The organism is Chryseolinea sp. H1M3-3 (genome assembly GCF_029360725.1).
In the GTDB taxonomy this organism is placed as follows: Bacteria; Bacteroidota; Bacteroidia; order Cytophagales; family Cyclobacteriaceae; genus Chryseolinea.
In genome coordinates, this window is the sequence record NZ_JARKMY010000002.1 from 421,647 (window position 1) to 443,534 (window position 21,888).

Here is a 21,888-nt window from a genome sequence, read left to right on the forward strand (position 1 = left end):
ATTGAATTAGTTTCCATAAAACGCGGCCTTTTGAAAGTTTCAGGTAATTTCTATTTTTGACTAGGTACAATCGTTCATCTTTCAACCCTTACAGATTTGAGTGCAACAAAAGAAGTGAAAACAAAATTTTCGCAGGCAAAGGTGAAAGAGATTCTTTCTGATTATCGCCTGGCGGTTGAAAGCCGTGAAGCTAGCCTCATAGGTCGGAGAGAAGTGTTCATGGGCAAAGCTAAGTTCGGAATTTTTGGCGATGGAAAAGAAGTTGCACAGATTGCCATGGCCAAGGTTTTTCGTAAGGGTGACTTTCGTGCGGGATATTATCGCGACCAGACATTTATGTTTGCCATTGGTGAATTAACAGTTCAACAATACTTTGCACAATTGTATGCGCATACCAGCCTTGAAGCCGACCCCGCTTCGGCAGGAAGGCTTATGAATGGTCACTACGCCACTCGTTTCTTAGATGACAAAGGAAAATTTGTGGATCTAACGCAAACAAAAAATAGCAGTGCAGATATATCGCCTACAGCAGGACAAATGCCAAGGCTGCTCGGACTGGCATATGCTTCAAAATTATTTCGCGAAAGTCCACTGTTGAAAGACTTCAAAGCTCTTTCGAATAACGGGAACGAAATTGCATTTGGTACCATTGGCAATGCATCGACTTCAGAGGGAATGTTTTTTGAAGCAGTAAATGCAGCAGGTGTATTGCAGGTGCCTATGCTTATTTCTGTATGGGATGATGACTATGGAATTTCTGTTCCTCAGGAATATCATACGACGAAATTGAGTATATCCAAAGCGTTGTCAGGATTGCAGCGTACACCTACCGAAAAGGGATTTGAAATCATCACTGTAAAGGGGTGGGACTACATCGGATTAATAGAAGCCTATCAACGGGCAGAAGTTATTTGCCGCGAGGAACATGTGCCTGTTCTCTTCCATGTACAGGAAATGACGCAACCACAGGGGCATTCCACTTCAGGGTCACACGAGCGCTACAAATCAAAAGAACGGCTGGCTTGGGAAGTCCAGCACGATTGTATTCGGCGGATGCGTGAGTGGATCATTAACGAAGTAATGATTTTACCTGAAGAAGTTGATGCTATAGAAAGAGAAGCCAAGGTATCCGCACGACAAGCCAAAGAACGGGCGTGGAAAGCTTTTGCTGGGGACGTGCGCCGGGACCAGTCCAGAGTAACGGAAATTCTTGAAAGAGCGATTCAGCAAAGCGATAAAAGTGCTGAAATTCTAAATATCAAAAATGATTTAATAAAATCCATTAACCCCACACGGCTGGAAACCATGCGTGCGGCAAAGAAAGCAATTCGTTTTCTTGCCTCAGGCAACGTCGAGACTAAAGGCCAGTTGGTGGAGTGGTTAAAAAATGCTGAAGAAGATAACTTTGACCGGTACAGTTCACATTTGTATAGCCTTTCTGATGAATCCGCATTAAGGGTTGAAAAAGTTGAGGCGGTTTATTCCGATAGCTCACCTTTGGTGGATGGGCGTGAGGTGCTACAAGCATGTTTTGATGCAGCGTTAACGCGCGATCCGCGTGTCCTTGCTTTCGGTGAAGATGTAGGAAAGATTGGCGATGTTAATCAGGGCTTTGCCGGGTTACAAAGCAAACACGGCGAACTTCGGGTAACGGATACGGGTATTCGTGAATGTACGATTGTCGGTCAGGGCATAGGCGTTGCGTTGCGTGGGTTAAAACCTATTGCTGAGATTCAATACCTGGATTATCTTATTTATGCTTTGCCAACATTATCCGACGACCTGGCTTGTTTATACTATCGCACAAAAGGCGGACAAAAAGCTCCACTCATTATCAGAACCCGGGGCCATCGCCTTGAAGGAGTATGGCATGCAGGATCACAGGTAGGTATGTTGCTGAGCGCACTACGTGGTATTTACATTATTTCCCCGCGTAACATGACGCAGGCAGCCGGGTTCTACAACACGATGCTTCGCTCAGATGATCCTTCGGTAATTATCGAGTGCTTAAACGGATATCGTTTAAAAGAAAGGCTGCCCGACAACATCGGAGAATTCACATTGCCTTTAGGTGTGCCCGAGATATTAAGGGAAGGAAGTGATGTTACCATCGTAACATATGGATCGATGTGCCGAATTGTGATGGAAGCTGCCGATGATCTTGAGGGCTTCGGTATATCGTGTGAAGTAATCGATGTTCAGACTTTGCTCCCTTTTGATATTCATAACTCAATTCTTGAATCCGTCAAAAAAACAAACCGTATCATATTTGCTGACGAAGATGTGCCGGGAGGCGCTACATCATTCATGATGCAAAAGGTACTGGAAGAACAAGGTGCTTATCATTTTGTCGACTCAAAGCCAGCTACCATAACAGCAAAGGAACATCGCCCTGCTTATGCGTCTGATGGTGATTATTTTTCCAAGCCTAATGCGGAAGATGTTTTTGAGAAGGTGTACAGCGTGATGTCGGAGGTAGATCCAGTGAAATTTCCTGTTCTTTATTAAATTCGGATTGATTAGTTAAATCTCTTCCAGACGGAATTCCTGAGTTTCGACCGTGTTACTCTTGTTGCCTGCGCGATCGTAAACAGTGATGGCTAATTTGAGTCGCTTAATACTGAATGTGGTCAAAAATCCGGTACCAACCATTGAATAATTGATTTCTCCTTCGAGCGCTCTCTCGTTGTCGGTTAGCACCGGGAATCTTCCATCGTATGTCTCGCAGAACTCGCTTCGAAAATCGTATTCTACAAAGTTGCCACCATTGTCTTCAACAAAAAATTCAACAATAAAATTATAGTGCAATGGATTTTCCTTTATGTAGAAATAATCAACGACAACGAGGTAATACTCATTAGGATCGGAGTTGTTTACAAGGGTGTCAACGATAGTCGTTTGATCTTTTATTAGATAACTATCTTCTCTCCAGATGTAAATTGTATCAGGAGCGAGCGCTTCATTTAAATACGATTCCTTATTTAAAAAACAATCATACGGTTTCGTAAATGGTGGCAATGAAGAAAATCCCTCATTGCGGCTCTTTAAAGTCAAAAGTTCGCCCGTAACCTTGGAGGGTTCATCAATAAGATATGAGAAATCGCGGGGAGTCTTTTTTGTCTTTTTATAGCTATAACCCCTGAAACTTTCAATCAATATAGAAGGGACCGCTAGTAATTGGCCATTATCGTTGGCGAAAAAATTAATTTGATTGAAAGGAGGCGCAATGTTGTCGGGCCCAGGAAGCAATCCTAAATCGCCATCGCCATCTTTGAAGTTTACAGAAACAACTAATGAATCTTCGCCGTTAGGAGATTTTTGAAAGGATACGCCTTTAAACTCAATAGTGGGGGAATTGCTGAATTCAGGAGGATTAAAGCACGCGCCCATGACCAAAACTGAAAATGCAAATAATAATGCGCTCCTTACCTGTTTCATTTCTAAATTTGACCTCTCAAGTTAACTAAACGCTTGGAAACTTTTAAAAGTTTTGCCTCCGAAATATATACAGTAAACGAATCATCCTTTCGGGATATTGCACTTAAGTTATTTGCTTTTCAGGTAGCCAACAATCCAGTTTATCATTCTTTCGTTACACAACTGGGGGTCTCGGTTGAAAAAGTAAGATCCCTAGAAGATATTCCTTACCTACCCATATCGTTTTTCAAGACTCACGAAATTCAGACCGGCAAGTGGATTCCGGAGACGATTTTCTTTAGTAGTGGCACGACAAACTCCAACCCTAGCCGTCACCTTGTTCCCGACTTACAATTTTATCTGAACCATTCCCAAAAATGTTTTGAACATTTCCTGGGACCGATAACAGATTTCCATTTTCTGGCATTGTTGCCTTCTTATCTTGAGCGCAAGGGATCTTCCTTGGTGGCGATGATCGATTATTTTATCACAAAAAGTGGATCCGCACATTCTGGCTTTTATTTAAATGATCATGCGACCCTCGTCCATACATTAGGGCAATTGAAAAATGATTCCCGGAAAGCCATATTGTGGGGCGTCTCATTCGCGTTATTAGATTTAGCCGACAGATATAATATCGATCTGAGCCAATGTATGGTGATGGAAACCGGCGGCATGAAAGGTAGAAGAAGGGAAATTACTCGATTTGAGATGCAGGAAATTGTAAAAGCCCGGTTCAACGTCAAAACGCTGTTTTCCGAGTATGGAATGACAGAATTGCTTTCCCAAGCGTATTCAATCAGCGGGAATTCCAGGTTTTCATGCCCGCCCTGGATGAGAATTATTTGCAGAGACATTACAGACCCTTTGAAAAAAGGGTTACAATCTGAAATGGGAGGGATTAATGTTATTGATTTGGCAAATTGGCAAACACTTTCCTTTATTGAGACGGAAGATTTGGGCAAAGTTTACACCGATGGGTCATTTGAAGTGCTGGGCCGGCTAGATAACAGTGATTTGAGGGGTTGCAACCTGATGATCCAATAGCGTGGCAACTGGCCCTCGATTTGTTTTAATGATAAAGAATTATATTTTTGTTAGACCCAAAGTTATTAGAATGAAAAAGATTGTTGCTTTTGTTGCTTTAGCGGCTTTTATCTCGGCATGTAGCCAATATACATGCCCCACATATGCTAAGAAGGCTCCCAAACCGAATTCTGGACAAAGAATCTGATTTTAATAACCTTGATTTCTTACGCGTAAGCTTTCTGCGCAGGTAAACCTGCGCCTAGAAACTAGCAAGAGAAATGCCTATGGTAAGGGTACTGAAGTCGTTCTTTACTTTGGTATTGGTGTCGATAATATCACTCAGCCCTTTACCTTCTTTGAAAAGCGGCGTAAGGTTATAGTATCCAAATATGCTGATGCTTCCCAGTCCAATCCGGCCAGTCAAGCCATAACGGATTTTATTGAGATTATAATCTTCCTTGTTTTTCCACTTTTTGGATTCTCCATCCTCCTTGTATTTCACTTTTGTAAAAGAATCGTACATATAACCAATACGGCCTCCAACCGAAATTTTAAAACTTCTTGCCGGATCATCAGGCTTCGTACTGAATTTTATTTCAAGGGGAATCTCAACATAATTTGTAATCAATTGTGACTTTTTTATCCCTACGATACCTGCTTCTGCCGGAGTAATCATTCTGATACTCTCGAGATCGCCATCGACATATGCCAAGGTATTGTCATTGTTAAATTTAAAACGCTCTAGGCTCAGCCCGATACCAGGGACAAAACTGAATTTTGATTTTAGGATACGCAAATCGTATTGATAATAGATATTGACCGTCCGGGATCCGAAAAATCCTAGACTAAAGTCTTTTGGCGCGCTTTGTCCGCTATTGAATCCCAATTCAAGCGCGAAAGTACCCGGTATGTCCGGGCGTCTGGAAATTTTTTTCGGTGCTTCGCTTTGAGCCCAAGCCGTAACAGAAATCCCTAATAGAAATACGATAGCAACAATTTTATGCGTCATGCGGTGTAGTTGTCATTAGAAGGTCCAAAAATAGCTTTTTTGGCGGCAGGGCCAAATCGTTTTGTTTTGCTGAGTTAAATTATTCTTTACATTTGCAGTCCTAAATTTTAAGACTTTTTTCAGGGCCTGTAGCTTAACTGAATAAAGCATCTGACTACGGATCAGAAGACTCGGGGTTTGAATCCCTGCAGGCTCACCAAATCCCAAGTTTATAACAACTTGGGATTTTTCTTTTGGCCCGCTCTCTGGATGATTTATTTGCGCTAAAAGTTTTAATGTCCTCGGCGGGCTGATTGGAAATCTTTGCTAATCCTTACTGGGTTAGGCTCGCACAAGTCTGCCGTCAGACTTTCATTAGATACCCTTTAGACTTTCTCCGTCTTTCACCAGTCTTTCATTAGTGTTCCTTTTGTCTGGCATCAGACTTTGCTCGTCTTTCTCCAGTCTTTCTTCGTTGCGCTTCGTTGTTCTTCGTCTTGTTATCGTTCTGCGTTAGACTTCCTTCTTGGTACCATCAGTAGTGTTCGTCGAAAAACGATGGTTATCTGATGAACTTCTGGCGGAATACTAAAGGAAGACTGTTGCAACCCTGATGCAACCCTGACAAAAATCTGGAGCAACAAGAGTGATTGAAAAATATTTTGAAGGGGCAGTCGATGCCTTGGTCGTCGCGGCTGGCAATCATCAGGCTATTAGAAAATTAGTGTGCGTGTTCTTCTATTTGTGCCTGCCATTATACTTATTCAAGGATAAGTTTAATTTTGAATATGGCTTTCAAAATTGAATACCTTGTTCTCGCAGGGTTAAGCTTGGTCTCATGTAATCCAAGAGACAATGTATCAGGGATGGAGAAGGATCTTTCAGGCGTTTATGTCAATACGTATACTGCTAATGTCATCAATCCGGAGACGGGTGTGGTTATCGGTGCCAGAACCGTCAGAGATTCGCTATTTATTGTTGAAGCAGACGACCTCTACGAAATCTCGAACAGGAAATGGATGTTTAATGATTATGACGGCAATGGCTGGGTCGCATCAATGGCTGGTGAGACGGACGCTCTGTCGACCTATGTAACGAAGTTCGATCCGGAAACGCATTGGCTGTATCCTTTTGAAGATGATAAGAAGCCGCCGTTATTTTTTGAACAGAGAAAAATATACCGCGGAGAAGCAAAGGCATTGGAATATTTGAAGGTAGAGTAGCGATCAAAACTTCCGCCGCTCCTCCACATACTTTGCAACGGTACCCACCGGCGCAATCCAAATACCATTCGATGGGTCTTTCGCGTATTCAAGTAATTTCCTGAGCATGGCCAGGCGCGTTGTCTGTGCACCAGATTCATTCATTTCATGGCCAGCCAATACCAACCATTGATTATTTTTCTTTGCAGCTTCGATAAGCGGTAAAATTTGATCAAAATCTTTTCCATCGCTTTCTATACCGGTAAGTTGTGCAAAGTCACAAAACGTTGGATCGTTTGGACTTTCATCCAGCCATCCACGTCCAGTTGAAAATATTTCGGCGATAACAGGAATATAACTTTTTGTTTCTTTTCCTCTTCCCACAAATGTCTGACCACAGGGATAAGCAAATGCTTTGCATTGTACACCCAATAAATTTTGAATTTGCTTATTAGCTTCCATAAGTTCATCCTGCATTTCCTGAAGCGTATAATCTTCCAGCGCATTTTTTCTTGACCACTGAAAATTTCCAGTGCATGGATGTTTTAAAGAATGGTTGCCAATTTCATGACCATTGGCTACTGCCTTCTTCCATGCTTCAACTTTCCGTTCGACTGCGGCAGGAACAACATAGAATGTAGCCTTAATATCATATTCATCAAGTAATGCTGTACCACCTTCCACCTGGCTGGCACGACCGTCGTCAAAAGTCAGGCTAATAGCAATTTGTTTTCCATTGGGCCAGGAAAACTGTGTTGCCGGTTGAGCGACAACCATGCTGGCGGCAATGAAAGTAACGATTAGCTGAACTGTAAAAATTTTTCTTTGTCTTGTATTCATAAATGTTATTCAGAAGTGATTTTGCAGAGCAAATTTTTTGCGGCATTTGCTAAATACGCTTGAGTACAAAGGTAAAATCCAGCCTGATACATGGAAGGTATAACTTACTTGTTTTGCTTGAGAAAGGCCAGCAGATCGGCCATTTGCTGTTGACTGATTTGTTTTTCTAAACCCTGTGGCATTATCGACATATTTAATGCTTTTAAGGATTTAATTTCTTTTCGATCAATAGTTCTGTCAACACTTCCCACCAAACGAAGCATCACAGCAGTCGGCGTTTCGCTTGCAATAATTCCTTGCAACGATTCGCCGTTTTGTAATTCAATCGACCAAAGATCGTATCCACTTGAGATGGAAAGATTGGGTGCGAGTGTATTGGCCATAATTGCCTCTGCAGACCAATTATGAATAGTTCCGAGGTCAGGGCCAACAGCCACTCCCATTTCTCCCCTGATTTGATGACATAACGCACAATTCTGCTGATAAACAGTTTTTCCATTATTAACATCTCCTTTTAATGTCAATGAAGATTGATAGGCTTTATTTACGTCTTGCTCATTGTTAGTCGTGAAAATAGCGCGCGCTCTGTTTCGAAGGGGCTCGTTGTTCTGCGCCATCAACCTGACCCTTCTTGGCCAACTAACAGTTGCTGGAAGTATTCGATTCTTTTCAATTGCACTTAAAAGGAAATCAATTCTTTCATTGCTTGTTAGGAATGTGCCGATTGCTGCGTCTTGCACTTGCGGCGTCAGTGTTGACCATTTTTCAAGGAGGTATTCAGAAACTGAAGTGCCGGGAATTGTGCTCAGGGTTCGCAGCACTGCCAACTGAATAGGGAGAGCCTCTTGAGGGACTAGCATGGCTACTAACTCTTTTTTGTATTTCTCCGGATTTTGAAGAGAAAGCAAGTCGATTGCGTCTGCCCTTTTTTCTTCTGACTGGCCGGTATCGACAGCTATATCCATCGCTTTGTTCAAAGCGTTTGTTACAAACGATCTGTTTTTAAATTCGAGTGCTTTGATAAGATGTAACAGCGCTTTTCGAATGGCAGGAACAGACGTTGTAAAAAAATTTTTGAGGAGCCTGTTTTTTTCTTCTTCGGAAAGGAAGCTTACCGATTTTTTTATTTTAAACCCATCTGCCATTCCTTCGATCAATGCCGCGTGAATAGAAGGCTGATTTATACTTTTAGATTGATCGATGCACGCCATCAAAGTTTTTACCGCGCGCATTTCTCCTTGAGATGCGATAATTGCCGCTAATTTTTGAATGAGCGACGCAAACGCCGGTGTATCCTCACGAAACTTTTCGATGACAACTTTTAACAGCGCAGTTTGATCACCGGAAGCAGACAATGCAGCGACCTGGACCCACTTGTCTTCTATATCCTGAAATAGTAAATGTTGCCTTGCCTCCTGAGCTGCATTTGATTCATAGGAGCCAAGCATGCATAATAATGTGAATCGAACTTTTGAATCGGGATCCGACTTCATGCTGAGTAAGTCATCGAGTAGAATAGTTGACTGTGAAAAATGGAGCTCAGCCAGCTTAATGGCATTTGCCCTGATCCCTGGGACTGTGTCCCGAAGGGCTTTTTTAATTTGAGATGTTTTTAATTCACCTAAACCTTCCAAGGTCCATAGTGCGTGTAGCCTACCCATTGAGCTGCCGTTTTTTACTATGTCATCCAGCAAGCCTATGGATGTTTTGTGCTTTCTGTCAATAAGTAACCGTTGTGCGTTTTGGCGCCACCAAATGTTTGGATCTGATAAGTGTTTTACCAATGCATCATCTGTGGCATGACCAAGGGTTATCCCTTTGGTCCAAGTGATTGGTGCTGAATTTGTGGCGCTGATTCGATAGATTCTTCCCTTATCCATATCGTTGTAAAGGTCGCCGGATTCTATAACTTCTTTTCCCATCCATTCCGGATGTTCGATGATTTGGCGATAGTAATCTACTACATACAATGAGCCATCAGGACCCACATACATGTTTACGGGTCTGAACTTTGCATCGGTTGAAGCTAAAAATTCCTGGTGCTGCCGAATTCTGCTGGCTGTAAATGTTGCGTTGTTATGCGTAAGCTTGTCAACATGAATCAAATTGCTGACGGGTTCAGCAACGAAGGTAACGTTCTCGTTGTACGGAAAGGGAAAGGCCGCACCGAGGTAGGAGGTAATGCCGCAAGCGGATGTGATAACCCCGACATCGGTTAGCAACTGATGCTGTGGATTGATAGTTATCGGAAAAACTTCTGCGGCATTTCCATGATCCGAAATGGACTGGGTAGTATTGGAGAGCAACAGGTTTGGATTTCTTTCAATATAACGTTCGGGTATAACTTCATGGTACACATGATTGGCATTTCCAACCAGGAAGTAATTTCCCCATTGATCGAAAGTGTGACCAAATTGTGTATGACTCGAAAGTAATTCCAACCGTAAATCATCGGGGCGGAAGCGCACTGACCGCCCATTTGCATTTTTTGCTAACCGGGGCGAGGCAGGGTCGCCAGGGAAATAGATTTCCCTACCCTCATCTCCAAATTCTTTTTGATAGGTCTCAGTTGATACGGCACCTTCGTGCGCGAGGTAGATCCAATTATCAAGGCCAAGCAGCGGGCTGTTTAGATTATGCTGTGGGTTTGAGAGCGCAAATCCCGTAAGGAGTGTATCTCTAATGTCGGCACGTCCATCGTTGTTTGTATCTTCAAAGTACAGAACATTCGGCGCGTCTGTAACGAGCAGTCCATTCTTCCAGCGCATCACACTATTTGGAAGAATGAGATTCTCGGCGAATACTGTGCTCTTGTCCATCTTGCCATCACCATCGGTATCGCTCAGGAGCTTAATTTTTCCTGAACCACTTTTGTTCAGCGGATAACCTGGCAGCTCCGCCACATAAAGCCTTCCATACTCATCGATTTCCATATCGACAGGGTCGCCAATCAAAGGCTCGGATGCGAGTAACTCGATTTTAAATCCCTCCTCCAGTGTAAACGAGGCGAGAGCTTCTTCTAAAGAACTTTTTGGGGTTGAAGTTTGATCTTTGCAACCGCTAAAGATGCCGGCGCTTATGCAAAATACCTGAATGTAAAACGCACGATAGATCCTCCACATTTTTATTTTTTTACTAATAAGAAAGTTATTTAGGGGAGACTTCTTTTAAACTGACGCTCTTGCCTCTATGTCGTTTACTTTCATGTGCTGCTTCCATAAATGCGTATATCTCCAACGTTTCTTTTTCATCAACAGGAGATTTTTTAGTTTTAAAGAACTCCGCGATTTTTACTGCGAGCCCGTCATAACCATCAAACGGTCCTAATACCAAGTTGCCGCTTGAACCGAATGCCGTGCCGCCGTAGTCATGCTTGCCCTCACGCGTGCCCCTGAATGTTCCGATTCTTCCATCGGCCCATAACCCTACCACTACGTCCATGTTGTCTTTATTAAAGCGCGTAACCGATTCACAACCGGCACCCATAACCGTAAAGAGTATTTCAACTCCGTGAATGCCATACCAAAACAAATCGGGATGCGTAGGCTCTAGTGTAGCCGGACTGAATGTATCTGCGCCAAGTACGTTGCCAATTACATTTTGATACCTTACATCTTGCGCCGTTTTCATATACCGTAATGACGATGAGGAAAAAACAGGAACATTCAGTTCTCTAGCTTTATCATAAATGCCAAAGACATCTGAAAGGGAGGCCGCCACGGGCTTGTCGATGAAGACAGGTTTTCGGGCTTGCAATATCTGAAACGCCTGCTCCTTGTGAAGTCGCCCATCATTGGTTTCCAATAACACAGCATCAACCATCGTTAATAACTTTTGAATCGAGTCGACAACTGACACACCATATCCCTTTACCTCGTCCGTGTATTTTGGAATTCTGGATACACTGCTTGCAATATCTTTACTCCCATGCGGATAGGCGGCTACGACACGAAAATCACCCGAAGTATCTGTTACATTAAAGTATTTTGCAAAGGCGGGGGAATGCGATGTATCCAGCCCGACAATGCCAATTTTAATTGGTGACTGACTAAACGGCGTTGCCATTGCTGGAAACGAAAGTCCTAATGTCGTTCCGGCAGCTGCGGCCCTGGAAATAAAATCTCTTCGGTCCATCGTTTTCATGTTATAGAGGGTTGCCACCCGTTTTCGTATTCACGCGTCCAAAGTTTTGTGGCTTCTGTATCATTTTTTATTCTCCCGTTTTCAGCATCACACTGCAACGCTCTGCCTGTACGGTATGAGATGTTTGCCAGATGACACAATAAAACACTCTTATAGCAATCATTATAAATCGAATTTGGCTTTTTTCCTGTTTCCATGCAGTCCAAAAAGTTAGCAAAATGATCTTTGTCAAAATTAAAACCAGGACCAGTCTGTGAAACTTCTACATTCTTGGTGGAGTCAACATTTTTGACAACATTACCTTTATTGTCAAAAATTTTGTAGGAATTATCCTGCAACTCGAGCGTGCCTTGCTCACCATGGAATGATACACCCGAGCCCATGTTGTTTATGCCCCGTTGATTGCAACTTCTTCCTTCCCACGCAATGGTTTTACCACCTTCAAAATCAAAAGTGGCAATTTGTGTGTCGGGGGTTTCCCAATCATCCTGATACTGATACCTGCCTCCCGTTGAAAATACTTTCGTCGGATAATTAACATCGAGACCCCATCGTGCAAGGTCAATAAAGTGGGTACCATTGTTAAGAACTTCCCCTGTTCCCCAGTTCCAATGCCAATGCCAATTGTAATGGATGAGATTATCCTTGTAAGGTTTGCGCGGAGCTGGCCCTTGCCATAATTCATAATCCAAATTAACGGGGGGCGCTACAAGTTTCCCTTTTCCAATGCTAGGTCGGGTGTTGGTATACCAGGCTCTTGCATAATACACTCTGCCAATGACACCATCGTGCAACGATTGGATTGCCTCTTTTACGCGTGGCCATGATCGTCGCTGATTGCCCATCTGAACGATTTTTGTATCATATTTCTTCATGGCATCGACCAACAGTTCTGCTTCTCCGGGATTATGACTACCGGGTTTCTCAACATAAATATGTTTGCCTGCTTTTAATCCGAGGATGGCAGCAGGAGCATGCCAATGATCAGGCGCTGCAATGGAAAGTGCATCTACAGTTTTATCATCAAGTGCACGTCTGAAATCAGAAACCGACTTTGGTTTTGCTTTCCCTTTTGATGCGAGTTCCATTGCCTTTGATAGCGGAATTGTATCAACATCACAGATGTATGCAATTTCTGCATTGGGCTGATTCAAGAAAGCACGCACGTGATCCAACCCTCGGGCATTCACACCCATAATCGCTACTTTATATTTATCTTTTACAGGATAGGTAGGCAAAATATTAAAGGCATGAAGATTTTCAGTCAGGCCTGCACCGATACTTCCCGCTATCGCAGATTGAATAAATTTACGCCGGTTCCATTGTTTCATGGTAAAAGTGTTTGGGTATTTACTTAAATGTTAATGTTTTGCATCCAGACGTCGAGTGAATTAAATTTTGTACGAGGGTGTAATGACACTTAGATAAGTTAGGTTGCTGATTTGGCAAAGGAAGCTACAAAAAACGTTGAGAAGTTATTAGCTAAAACACAAAAAAGTTAATTGCTAGTATGCTAAAATCCGATGTTGAATTCGATCGTGGGCTTTCGAAAGAACACATGCACATCTGAACAGTGAAATGAGAAAGCGTGTGGGAACAGGTACAAGCCGATGGTTCCACGGAAAGATGCTGGGGTTCTCCCAAAATCAAATCTTCGGCACCTTAAGACAAATATTTATTTCGAAAGCATGCATTCTTTCTGAGGTTATAACGTAGAGGCTGGTGGTATAGTGAAAGAAGGTTTAGGTGGTTAATAAATTGAGGTGCTATCAATGAATTGGAGAGAGGAAAACTACAGCTAGAGTTTAATGATTTGCCTCCACGTTTGAAATATTAAAGCTGTGGATGTTTGGCTAATAGGAAATGATAATTCCGTGAAGTGATGGATCATAGGACGTCTGCACAGTATTAAGACTGAGGATATCTAGCATGAAAATATTTTTTAAAAAGTTAACTGAGGATAACTGCAAGTGAAATCTATTTCTCCTTTCACCACAGTCTATCCAAAAATTTCCACGCTGATTTTCTTCGTATCGGCCTGTAGCTTTTTGAAATGGACTTTCCTAACATGGCATAATATTTACTAGTGTTAAAATGTTAAATCTCTGAGGAGTGATACGATATAAATCAGGACTACGATGATAAATCTGGTTTCTGATATTAATTCGGATCTGAGATCATATCCTAAAAACTTGATCTGGACAATACCAGCGAAAGGACGAGATTAACTAAGAGGCTGTCTTAATTTATCACTAAGTTCGACAGCCTCTTATCTTTTTTATGGTATAATGATGATTCAAATTCAATTATACACTTAACCGGATAAATTATGGCGTTATTAAGACAATCTAATTGGCCCGCGTCGAGAGGATCATTGTTATCGGATTTTCTCGATGATGAAAAGTTTTTCAACTTTCCAACTGTTGCCACCAGAACAATACCCGCGGTAAATGTTAAGGAATCTCACAAAGCGTATGATGTGGAAGTGTTAGCGCCTGGGTTCAATAAAGATGACTTTAATATTTCACTTGAGAACAATATGCTAACCATAGCTGCAGAAAACAAAAAGGAAGAGGCAAAGACCGACATCAACTATACCCGTCGGGAATTTGAGTACAGGTCGTTCTCCCGGTCCTTCAGTTTACCAAACAACATAAACGAGGACGGCATTGACGCAAAATATGAGAACGGCATCTTGCGCTTGACATTGCAAAAAAAGAATCTTAAAACGGACACATCCAAGAAGCCTATCGACATTAAATAGAAAGATGAGGGTGTTGTCATTTTTTGGCAATGCCTTGAGGGTACACTATGCTTTTGATAGTCATTGAATTAGTAACTAAAGCAAACGCAGTGAAAGCTATAAAAGTACACGAAATGGGAGGTCCGGAAGTTTTAAAACTGGAAGACATCCCCATTCCTTTTCCAGGTAAGGGTGAGGTTTTGGTGGAAGTACATGCCGCCAGCCTTAATCCCATAGATTCTAAATTGTTACGAGCAGATCCAGCTTATCAAAACGCAGCAGATCATCCATTGACGCCTGGATTTGACCTTGCGGGTTCGGTTGTTGAGATCGGTGAAAACGTCAAACACATTCATGTTGGAGATAGAGTCTATGGGCAGGCTGCATTTATACGAAAAGGCAGTGGCGCGTTTGCTGAGTATGCAGTGACGCCCGAAGATTCCATTGCCCGTATGCCCGACAATATAAGTTTTACGGAAGCGGCGGCTACGCCGTTAGCGGCATGCAGTGCGTACCAGGCGCTAGTAGAACACATGAAATTAACCAAGAACCAACGCATTTTAGTGCAGGGGGGATCAGGCGGAATCGGCACCTTTGCGATCCAGCTGGCAAAGCATTTAGGCGCATACGTTGCCTCGACAGCTACTGGCAAGGGAATTCAATATGTTAAAGACCAGGGAGCCGACCGCGTCATTGATTATGAGTCGACAGCATTCGAAGAATTGCTACATGACTACGACGCTGTTCTCGACACGGTTGGTGGTGAGATTTATCGAAAGTCATTTGAGGTTTTAAGACACGGCGGTATTCTTGTATCTATGTTGTCACGACCTGACGAAGCCTTAATGAAAAAATTTGGGGTTCGAGCGGTTCTTGAAACAACTAAGGTGGATTCAAAGAAGCTAGGCAAAATTACGGATTTGATAAAGACGGGCGTATTGAAAATCAATATTGCAGAAGTTTACCCGCTACAGCAAACCAAGGAAGCGTTTGAAGCGAAAGAAAAAGAAAAAATACTTGGGAAAATTGCCATTGAAGTAAAGAAATCTTTCGCGTAATCTCGAGAGACTATGGAATTATTACGAGGGGAATCTCGGTGTCCTCAACCAATTCATCGAACGATTCTCTATTGCCTTTTCTAATACTTTTATTAATGACCATAAAGATCACGGGATGACGCTTTGTGTGTTCTTCTACGCGGTCTGCGATAAAACCAACTTCTGTCTTGAAATCGTACGAAATTTTCTGGTTCGCCAATAAATCTTGTTCCAAGAGCTGGAAACTCTTATGGGCTTCCTCTTCAATTTTCTTGCGCAACGCTATCGCGCTTTCTCCATATTGAGCTCTTGTTAACCGATAGGGGTATAATACAGTCAAATGCGATTTATGGGTCGCAGCATGTGCTATAGCCCATTGCAAGGCCTTTCGGGAAGATTCAGAGAAATCAATTATACATAAAACAGACGCCGCCATACTTAGATACACCTCATTACGATACAAACTTAATTTGTATGCGTAATTTAAAATCAAACTTTAATCAAGTTGAAAAATGATTTTTATCATGTATTGCAGTATGCTATCTTACGGGCCCTATGTTTCCCAACGGTACCATCCCCATACTTGATAGCGACGCTTTCAGAGAAATCTTCCAAAGCATGTCGGAAGGAATAATTATTGTCGACGATGCTGGAAAAATCGTTGCTGCTAATCCTGTATCCGAACAAATTTTTGGTTATGGTAAAGATGAGTTGAACGGTGCTCATTTGGAAAGCCTTTTGCCACACCGCTATCGCGGGCGGCATACAACTTTTCGGGAAAGCTTTAATCAACACCCTGAACCTCGACGGATGGGTTTTGGTCGTGATCTTCAGGCGTTGCGAAAGGACGGATCAGAATTCCCTGTAGAGATTAGTTTAAGCTTTACCAAAGTGAAAGGCCAATTGTTAGTGATGGCTTTTATCAGCGATATTTCAGAAAGAAAGAAAGCAGAAGAGGCGCTAAAACGCAGTGAGGAACAACTGTTGGTGTATGCGGCCGAGTTGGAGAAGAAAGTGGAGGCTCGTACGCAGGCATTGAACAATACCATCATCAAGCTGGAAGAAGAAGTGCGGGAAAGAAAACGAGCGGAGGAAGATGTTCGAAAGGCTTTTGAAAAAGAGCGTGAATTAAACGAACTTAAATCAAAGTTCGTTTCCATCGCTTCACATGAATTTCGTACACCCTTAAGCGCTGTGCTGAGTTCAGCTTCCCTTATCAGTCAATATAAAGATAAGGGAGAAATAGAAAAGGTTACCAAACATGTGGCGCGGATTAAATCTTCGGTCACTCACCTGACGTCGATACTGAACGACTTTTTGTCGTTAGGAAAATTAGAAGAAGGGCGAATCGAAATTAACATGGAGTCAGTATCCTTGACGGATTTTTTGACCGAGGTAAGAGAAGAACTCGTGGAAACATTAAAGCCAGGCCAGGATATTGAAATTAAATGTAATACAAAAGTAGAATTCCAAACCGACGCCCGTATTTTACGCAACATCTTGTTTAACCTTATCTCCAATGCAAGCAAATATTCAGATGCGGGAAAAAAAATATTTGTGAATTGCAGCTTGCAAAACGATAGAATCACGTTTCATGTTAAAGACGAAGGCATTGGTATTCCGGAAGATGATTTTAAACACATGTTCGACCGGTTCTTTCGGGCCAGCAATGCAGGCAATACGCAGGGAACCGGACTGGGTTTGAACATTGTTAAACGCTATGCAGATTTGTTGGGAGGTAGCGTCACGTTCAATAGCCGCTATGGTGAGGGTAGTACATTTTCAATCGCTTTGCCCCTTAATAAATCCTTATGAAAAAGATTCTTTTAATCGAAGACAACCTCGAGGTTCGGGAAAACACGGAAGAAATTCTTTCGCTAGCCAACTATAAAGTATTAACCGCACCTAATGGAAAAGTCGGCGTTGAACTTGCTCAGCAAGAGAAACCGGACTTGATTATCTGTGACATCATGATGCCGGAATTGGATGGATATGGTGTATTGCATATTCTCAGCAAGAAAGACGAGACCGCCCGAATTCCATTTATTTTTCTCACCGCCAAAACGGAGAAATCAGATATTCGAAAAGGTATGGCTCTGGGTGCCGATGATTATCTTACGAAACCTTTTGACGACACAGATCTGCTTAACGCGATAGAAGTCCGGTTGCGAAAAAATGCTATGCAACAAAGACAATATGAAGCCAGTGCAGAGGGTTTGGATAATTTTATTAAAGATGCACAGCAGGTATTAAACTTCAAAGACCTCGGTAAAGACAAGAAAGTTAAGTCCCTGAAAAAGAAGACCGAGGTTTTCGCAGAGGGAGATCTTCCGTTAAATGTCTTTTTTATCAAATCGGGGAATGTCAAGACGTTTAAATCTAATCCCGATGGAAAAGAATTAATCATGAACCTGTATGTGGCAAACGATTTTTTTGGTTTCGAAGCAATTCTAGAAAATACCAATTATAAAGAATCCGCGGTGACGATGCAGGATACGGAGCTCGTCACCATTCCGCGACACGACTTTATGTTGATGATTCAAAATCACCCAGACGTTTCAAAAAGTTTTATCAGCCTCTTGTGTAAAAAAGTTGCTGAACGTGAAGTACAGCTGCTTAACCTCGCTTACAACTCCGTACGTCAGCGAACGGCGGAAGCGTTACTCAAAGCGGAGACCCTGAAGGATTCGAAATCTGTCATTGCAATATCGCGCGATGACCTGGCAAAAATGGTAGGTACCGCAGCCGAATCGGTTATTCGTGTTCTATCAGACTTCAAAGATGAAGGGCTTATCGAAACCGAAGGAGGCAAGATAAAAATCCTTCAGCCAGCTAAACTTGAAAAAGTCGTACGCTGGAACGTTGCGAGGTAATCGTTGAGCAACGCTGAATTTAGGCTGCGTCTAACGGCAGAGCACAATATCAATTATCCCTTCCTGAACGGAAGCGTGATGAGGAAGATGTATAAAAAATACACGGGCAATTAATAGGACACCAGAGACCACTAGCATTCCAGCGGTGATGTAGTGCAAGTTGAAGTGGAATCGTTTTATGAGTGAAGGGATGATGCTGGTTAGACCTAACATAACGGGGAGGGTACCCACACCAAACATCACCATGAAATAAAAACCTTGTAGCGGTGATTGAAGGGTTAGACAATAAGAGAGCGCAATGAGGACCAGGCCACATGGAAGTAGGCCATTTAAAGTACCTAGTAAGAAAACTGCTCCATGATTTTTTTGGCGCAAAAACTTCGAGAAGAGATTTTTAATCACGGTAGCAAATTTTCCCACAGCCCTCGACAATATTGGGATATTCGGCTTCAGTAATCCAACCCCCACTAGCAACAAAGCAATTCCCAGCAGTATTGAAACCAGGTTCTGGTATTTTGACATAGGCAAAAGGTATCCGGCGCTGGCTACCAGGGATCCTAAAACACCATAAGTAAGAAGGCGTCCGGCGTTATATACGCTTCTATTAAGAACTGCCTGCGGATTCATGTTACTGACAGCCATTGCCAATGGGCTACACATGCCAACGCAATGCAGGCTTCCGGCGAAACCCATGACTAACGCAGTGACTATCATATTAAATGTAAATTATTTTTTCTAGAAAAAATTCTTCACCGTTCATAGTCCATGTCATCTTTGCCCGGTACATCCCTGGCTGCAGCATGTCCGTTGAAAAGGTTTGTACTAACCCAGCGTTTTTACTTATCGCAAATTTTTTATCTTTTGCTGAGTCAGAAGGTCTGAATAAATTCAGCTCGCCATTTTCAACTTCACTAAAGCGGTCGAACGCAATTTCAAGTGTCCCCTGTTTTACAGAGATCTCCGGTCTTGTCTGTAATTGAGAAGCATTTTTCATTCGCACCATTTGACGCTCATATTCCAATTCTTCTTTGTAATAATCTTTAGAAACCAAGCTTATGTCTTGCTTTACGCACACTGCTACCAAAGATCCTATAAATGCTGCAAATGCGATAAACGCTACGATAATCCATTTTCCCCAATTCATAATCATGTTATTTTAGTCTCTCTTTGCATCGGATGCCTTTGTCACTGGCCCGATAAACTTGGCTTTTACTGTTTCAACTAATTTCCCTTTTTCATATACGCCTAGTGTTACAACCGTGCGCGCCTTATTGACATTTTCCTCTGGAATTTTAATAAAGTATACACTCTTCACCATCCCTTCCGCTGGAACAACGATCCCTTTGCCGTCTACTTTATTAATAGTCGCATAGGCAGGTGATTCGACCTTGATTTCGAGATGTAAATCCTCAAAAGTTTTATTAACAAATTCAACATTGTAAAGATTGGTAATCATGCCCGGCTCACGTTGATACAATGTTCCGGAAACTTTTAATATGGTCGTTTCAACATCAGACCGTGTTATAAGAGCAAATCCAAGCAGGCCTACCAAAGCGAGCAAAACGAAAGAATAACCCATCACTCTTGGAGTGATGACTTTTTGAATCCCTTTAGTAATGGAATTGACAGAAGCATAACGAATTAATCCTTCGGGCTTTCCGATTTTAATCATCACCTCGTCACACGCATCCATACATGCCGTGCAATTGACGCATTCCAATTGCGTACCATTGCGTATATCTATCCCGGTAGGGCAAACGTGGACACATAAACGGCAATCGATGCAATCGCCCAGGTTAGGATCCACAGGTTGATTCTTCTTAAGGTGTCCGCGTGGCTCACCACGCAGCCAGTCGTATGCTACCACTATCGATTCCTTTCCCAGCAAAACACCTTGTAACCGTCCGTAAGGACAAACGGCGATACATGCTTGTTCTCTGAATTTTGCAAAGAGCCCATAGAAAATTCCGGTGAAGGAAACAAGTCCAACGAACCCTGCAATATTTTCAGCAGGGGAGTGGCTGGCAATTTCCATCGTCTTTTCAATTCCAATAAGATAAGCCATTAACGTATGGGCTATCAACACTGAGATTAAAATGAATATGGTGTGTTTAAGCGTTTTCTTATACAATTTGGTAAAATCCCACGGTGCTTTGTCGAGTCTTTTTTGGGCAGCGGCGTCACCTTCAATCCAATACTCAATTTTTCTAAACACCATTTCCATGAACAGCGTTTGAGGGCAAAGCCATCCACACCAGATACGACCAAATACAACCGTAAACAGAATTATAAAAACGAAAAAAGTAATAAGTGTTACCGCCAGTAATACAAAATCCTGTGGCCAGAATGCTTGGCCAAAAATGACGAACTTTCGTTCAAAGACATTCAGCAACAGCAGCGGCTGTCCGTTGATCTTAATAAATGGTCCACTGAAAAGCAGCGAAAGCAAAATCACAGTAACAAGAATGCGCCAATTGTGGAATTTGCCTGAGGGCTTCTTTGGATAAAGCCAAAGACGTTTACCCGTTGCGTCTACGGTGGCAATGCTATCGCGGAATTCTTCATCTACAAATTCCTCCATTGGAACGCCGGCACTTTTCGCTAAGCGCTCCTTCCTTATGTTCATTCTTACAGCTCCATCCATTTCCGTAGATTCATTGATTGATTAACGACACCGCTTTTCGTTTAAAGTGATGCCTGAGATTTTGTTGTATCCGCTTTTTCCGTAGGCGGTGTAAATATTTCACCTTGTGGGCCTTTTGCGTTTTCGGGATTAGTACCTTTTAAACTCATTACAAAAAAGGTTACATCTCGTACGTCCTCTGGTTTCATTGATTTTCCCCATGCAGGCATTCCTTTTTCGACTACGCCGTTTTTAATTGTCGCGAAAACATTCTTAATATCGCCGCCGTGCAGCCAATAGGCATCCGTTAAATTCGGCCCAATGTTATTACCACCGCCATCATTGCGGTGACATGAGCCGCAGCTGTTGTTCATGAACACGGATTTTCCTTTTTCTATCAACGCTGCATCTTGCGTGAATACAAGCGTGTTTTCGTCGATGACGGTTTCCGGGCGTGCAGCTTTAATGCGTCGGGCTTGTTCTTCAGCTTGCGCTAATTCATTTTGATATTCCTCCTGCGAAAGAGGAAGACTGTGCATAAAATGAAATACAATGATGTACACGACAGACCAACCAATCGTTCCATAAAAAAGCCATGTCCACCACGGCGGTAGGTGATTGTCCAGCTCCCTTATACCATCATAGTTATGATCGAGCTCGATATTTTTTTCTTCCGTTACAGGAACCGATGCATTCAGACGTTGTACCAACTTTGACCACCAGGATGGTTTTGGAACATAAGCCTTTCCGAGCTTTTGAGCTTTTTCTTTTTCCGCCTGCCCTGCGAGCGTGTTCAACACTTTAACGAGGTATATACCTACCGTTGCAGTTATAATTGCTGTAATTGTGAGAAAGGTTACTACCAAATAAAAGGGCAATAACGGATCATTGATGGGATCATCCCAAAAAGATTTTTCAGCAACTTCTTGAGCAAACGCAGGAGCAGCAGCGCTAAAAATTATTATCGAAAACAATACTTTTTTCATAACATCA

General features: G+C 42.4%; 18 protein-coding genes, 1 tRNA gene and 1 riboswitch. Of the genes, 8 read left to right on the forward strand and 11 right to left on the reverse strand.

Annotation, left to right across the window (positions count from 1 at the left end):
• Positions 1-96 precede the first annotated feature (96 nt).
• Positions 97-2,508 carry an alpha-ketoacid dehydrogenase subunit alpha/beta gene (locus P2W71_RS09310; protein ID WP_276370026.1) on the forward strand — a complete coding sequence of 804 codons (2,412 nt, stop codon included), beginning with the start codon at positions 97-99 and terminating at the stop codon, positions 2,506-2,508.
• 15 nt (positions 2,509-2,523) lie between these two features.
• Here the strand turns inward: P2W71_RS09310 and P2W71_RS09315 are convergent, their stop codons facing one another.
• Complete coding sequence (locus P2W71_RS09315; protein WP_276370029.1) at positions 2,524-3,438, reverse strand: hypothetical protein; 915 nt, start codon at positions 3,436-3,438, stop codon at positions 2,524-2,526.
• Positions 3,439-3,471: 33 nt separating this feature from the next.
• On the opposite strand from P2W71_RS09315, the gene P2W71_RS09320 reads away from it, so the two are divergent.
• Positions 3,472-4,464 carry an acyl transferase gene (locus tag P2W71_RS09320; RefSeq protein WP_276370032.1) on the forward strand — a complete coding sequence of 331 codons (993 nt, stop codon included), beginning with the start codon at positions 3,472-3,474 and terminating at the stop codon, positions 4,462-4,464.
• Between the two features lie 241 nt (positions 4,465-4,705).
• Here P2W71_RS09320 and P2W71_RS09325 read toward each other — a convergent pair whose 3' ends face one another.
• Positions 4,706-5,455, reverse strand: coding sequence for a porin family protein (locus P2W71_RS09325; protein WP_276370036.1), 750 nt, complete (start codon positions 5,453-5,455; stop codon positions 4,706-4,708).
• Between the two features lie 122 nt (positions 5,456-5,577).
• Here P2W71_RS09325 and P2W71_RS09330 point away from each other — a divergent pair.
• Both P2W71_RS09330 and P2W71_RS09335 read left to right on the forward strand, forming a co-directional pair.
• Positions 5,578-5,654, forward strand: a tRNA-Arg gene (locus P2W71_RS09330).
• Positions 5,655-6,222: 568 nt separating this feature from the next.
• The gene (locus tag P2W71_RS09335; RefSeq protein ID WP_276370038.1) at positions 6,223-6,657 is read left to right on the forward strand and encodes a hypothetical protein; all 435 of its coding nucleotides are present in this window, start codon (positions 6,223-6,225) and stop codon (positions 6,655-6,657) included.
• 3 nt (positions 6,658-6,660) lie between these two features.
• On the opposite strand, the gene P2W71_RS09340 is transcribed toward P2W71_RS09335, so the two are convergent.
• The 4 genes from P2W71_RS09340 to P2W71_RS09355 all read right to left on the reverse strand — a co-directional run bounded on the left by P2W71_RS09340 (position 6,661) and on the right by P2W71_RS09355 (position 12,950).
• Positions 6,661-7,476, reverse strand: coding sequence for a polysaccharide deacetylase family protein (locus P2W71_RS09340; RefSeq protein ID WP_276370042.1), 816 nt, complete (start codon positions 7,474-7,476; stop codon positions 6,661-6,663).
• Between the two features lie 104 nt (positions 7,477-7,580).
• On the reverse strand, positions 7,581-10,598 hold the full coding sequence (locus tag P2W71_RS09345; RefSeq protein WP_276370045.1) for a PVC-type heme-binding CxxCH protein: 3,018 nt from the start codon (positions 10,596-10,598) through the stop codon (positions 7,581-7,583).
• 25 nt (positions 10,599-10,623) lie between these two features.
• Positions 10,624-11,619, reverse strand: a complete 996-nt coding sequence (locus tag P2W71_RS09350; protein WP_276370048.1) for a Gfo/Idh/MocA family oxidoreductase — start codon at positions 11,617-11,619, stop codon at positions 10,624-10,626.
• Positions 11,616-12,950: a Gfo/Idh/MocA family oxidoreductase gene (locus tag P2W71_RS09355; RefSeq protein WP_276370050.1), complete on the reverse strand. Its 1,335-nt coding sequence runs from the start codon at positions 12,948-12,950 to the stop codon at positions 11,616-11,618. Before P2W71_RS09355 ends, P2W71_RS09350 begins: the two co-directional genes overlap by 4 nt.
• A 766-nt stretch (positions 12,951-13,716) precedes the next feature.
• A riboswitch (TPP riboswitch) is annotated at positions 13,717-13,855 on the forward strand.
• A 93-nt stretch (positions 13,856-13,948) separates the two neighbouring features.
• Between P2W71_RS09355 and P2W71_RS09360 the strand changes: the two genes are divergently transcribed.
• The gene (locus tag P2W71_RS09360; RefSeq protein WP_276370053.1) at positions 13,949-14,383 is read left to right on the forward strand and encodes an Hsp20/alpha crystallin family protein; all 435 of its coding nucleotides are present in this window, start codon (positions 13,949-13,951) and stop codon (positions 14,381-14,383) included.
• An 89-nt stretch (positions 14,384-14,472) separates the two neighbouring features.
• Positions 14,473-15,420, forward strand: coding sequence for an NADP-dependent oxidoreductase (locus P2W71_RS09365; RefSeq protein WP_276370055.1), 948 nt, complete (start codon positions 14,473-14,475; stop codon positions 15,418-15,420).
• Positions 15,421-15,430: 10 nt separating this feature from the next.
• Here P2W71_RS09365 and P2W71_RS09370 read toward each other — a convergent pair whose 3' ends face one another.
• Positions 15,431-15,892, reverse strand: coding sequence for a universal stress protein (locus P2W71_RS09370; RefSeq protein ID WP_276370057.1), 462 nt, complete (start codon positions 15,890-15,892; stop codon positions 15,431-15,433).
• Positions 15,893-15,954: 62 nt separating this feature from the next.
• Here P2W71_RS09370 and P2W71_RS09375 point away from each other — a divergent pair, with 62 nt between their 5' ends.
• Both P2W71_RS09375 and P2W71_RS09380 read left to right on the forward strand, forming a co-directional pair.
• Positions 15,955-17,214 (forward strand): PAS domain-containing sensor histidine kinase, encoded by a 1,260-nt coding sequence (locus P2W71_RS09375; protein ID WP_276370060.1) that lies wholly within the window; start codon positions 15,955-15,957, stop codon positions 17,212-17,214.
• Complete coding sequence (locus P2W71_RS09380; RefSeq protein WP_276370062.1) at positions 17,211-18,272, forward strand: response regulator; 1,062 nt, start codon at positions 17,211-17,213, stop codon at positions 18,270-18,272. Before P2W71_RS09375 ends, P2W71_RS09380 begins: the two co-directional genes overlap by 4 nt.
• A gap of 30 nt (positions 18,273-18,302) precedes the next feature.
• Here P2W71_RS09380 and P2W71_RS09385 read toward each other — a convergent pair whose 3' ends face one another.
• The 4 genes from P2W71_RS09385 to P2W71_RS09400 are packed head-to-tail and all read right to left on the reverse strand — an operon-like array spanning position 18,303 to position 21,881.
• Entirely contained in the window at positions 18,303-18,986 is a 684-nt protein-coding gene (locus P2W71_RS09385; protein WP_276370064.1) for a sulfite exporter TauE/SafE family protein, read from the reverse strand.
• A gap of 1 nt (position 18,987) precedes the next feature.
• Positions 18,988-19,416, reverse strand: a complete 429-nt coding sequence (locus tag P2W71_RS09390; protein ID WP_276370067.1) for a FixH family protein — start codon at positions 19,414-19,416, stop codon at positions 18,988-18,990.
• Positions 19,417-19,428: 12 nt separating this feature from the next.
• Positions 19,429-20,916, reverse strand: coding sequence for a cytochrome c oxidase accessory protein CcoG (ccoG, locus tag P2W71_RS09395; RefSeq protein WP_346659953.1), 1,488 nt, complete (start codon positions 20,914-20,916; stop codon positions 19,429-19,431).
• Between the two features lie 41 nt (positions 20,917-20,957).
• Positions 20,958-21,881 carry a cbb3-type cytochrome c oxidase N-terminal domain-containing protein gene (locus tag P2W71_RS09400; protein ID WP_276370070.1) on the reverse strand — a complete coding sequence of 308 codons (924 nt, stop codon included), beginning with the start codon at positions 21,879-21,881 and terminating at the stop codon, positions 20,958-20,960.
• Between the last annotated feature and the right edge of the window lie 7 nt (positions 21,882-21,888).

Coding starts and splice junctions, on each gene's coding strand:
- P2W71_RS09315 (WP_276370029.1), bottom strand. CDS start 3,438: ATGAAACAGGTAAGGAGCGCATTATTATTTGCATTTTCAGTTTTGGTC.
- P2W71_RS09325 (WP_276370036.1), bottom strand. CDS start 5,455: ATGACGCATAAAATTGTTGCTATCGTATTTCTATTAGGGATTTCTGTT.
- P2W71_RS09335 (WP_276370038.1), top strand. CDS start 6,223: ATGGCTTTCAAAATTGAATACCTTGTTCTCGCAGGGTTAAGCTTGGTC.
- P2W71_RS09340 (WP_276370042.1), bottom strand. CDS start 7,476: ATGAATACAAGACAAAGAAAAATTTTTACAGTTCAGCTAATCGTTACT.
- P2W71_RS09345 (WP_276370045.1), bottom strand. CDS start 10,598: ATGTGGAGGATCTATCGTGCGTTTTACATTCAGGTATTTTGCATAAGC.
- P2W71_RS09350 (WP_276370048.1), bottom strand. CDS start 11,619: ATGAAAACGATGGACCGAAGAGATTTTATTTCCAGGGCCGCAGCTGCC.
- P2W71_RS09355 (WP_276370050.1), bottom strand. CDS start 12,950: ATGAAACAATGGAACCGGCGTAAATTTATTCAATCTGCGATAGCGGGA.
- P2W71_RS09360 (WP_276370053.1), top strand. CDS start 13,949: ATGGCGTTATTAAGACAATCTAATTGGCCCGCGTCGAGAGGATCATTG.
- P2W71_RS09375 (WP_276370060.1), top strand. CDS start 15,955: ATGTTTCCCAACGGTACCATCCCCATACTTGATAGCGACGCTTTCAGA.
- P2W71_RS09380 (WP_276370062.1), top strand. CDS start 17,211: ATGAAAAAGATTCTTTTAATCGAAGACAACCTCGAGGTTCGGGAAAAC.
- P2W71_RS09385 (WP_276370064.1), bottom strand. CDS start 18,986: ATGATAGTCACTGCGTTAGTCATGGGTTTCGCCGGAAGCCTGCATTGC.
- P2W71_RS09390 (WP_276370067.1), bottom strand. CDS start 19,416: ATGAATTGGGGAAAATGGATTATCGTAGCGTTTATCGCATTTGCAGCA.
- ccoG (WP_346659953.1), bottom strand. CDS start 20,916: ATGGATGGAGCTGTAAGAATGAACATAAGGAAGGAGCGCTTAGCGAAA.
- P2W71_RS09400 (WP_276370070.1), bottom strand. CDS start 21,881: ATGAAAAAAGTATTGTTTTCGATAATAATTTTTAGCGCTGCTGCTCCT.